Origin of the sequence: Jeotgalibaca sp. A127 (assembly GCF_052266745.1) — a bacterium.
Classification (GTDB): domain Bacteria; phylum Bacillota; class Bacilli; order Lactobacillales; family Aerococcaceae; genus Jeotgalibaca.
Map to the genome: position 1 here is coordinate 1 of NZ_JBQPRC010000032.1, position 620 is coordinate 620.

At 44.4% G+C, this 620-nt stretch carries 1 protein-coding gene; it reads right to left on the bottom strand.

The genetic code is table 11. The features are described from left to right. Nucleotides 1-9 precede the first annotated feature (9 nt). A partial coding sequence (locus ACTVAI_RS11835) for an IS30 family transposase (protein ID WP_443486749.1) occupies nucleotides 10-620 on the bottom strand: 611 nt, incomplete at its 5' end.

Below are 620 nucleotides of genomic sequence, written 5' to 3' on the forward strand. Positions count from 1 at the left end.
TTTGATTTGTCAATTTAAGCTAGACAAAGTAGATTCGTCTAGGTAACTCAAAAATACTTCCAGTGGCGTCTGGTATGCCAAGGATTTTCGTGGGATGTTATTTCGCTTGTTTGCAACCGATGAAACAAAGGCTTGGTCCACTTGGTTGAAGTCCATTTCTTTTGGCAACCCATCTTTTCGCAGCAATCCGTTGGAGTTTTCATTTAATGCACGCTGTGATGGCGTTCCAGGATCAGCGAAATAAATAGCGATGTCATGTTGGTTGCTCAGGGTTTTCCAATTGGAAAATTCTTTCCCACAATCAAAGGTGATGGACTTAAATAAATGTCTGGGAATCGCTTCAAACCACTTGTTCATCGTATGCTCGATGTCACTTGCCTTCCGCCCATCGGGCTTCAAGGTGATAATGACTTTGGAGAGACGTTCGACCAAGGTTATGACGGCACTTTTGTGATGGACACCGACAATGGTATCGCCTTCGACATGACCAAATTCTTCCTTGAATGTCGGGTAATCATTCTCCCTTTCAGCGATATTCCGCTTGAAGGCCTGTTTTCCCCGACGTTCCTGATGGCCGTTTGGTTTCCGTTTTCCCTTCATGGGTAAGGTTGTTTCATCGA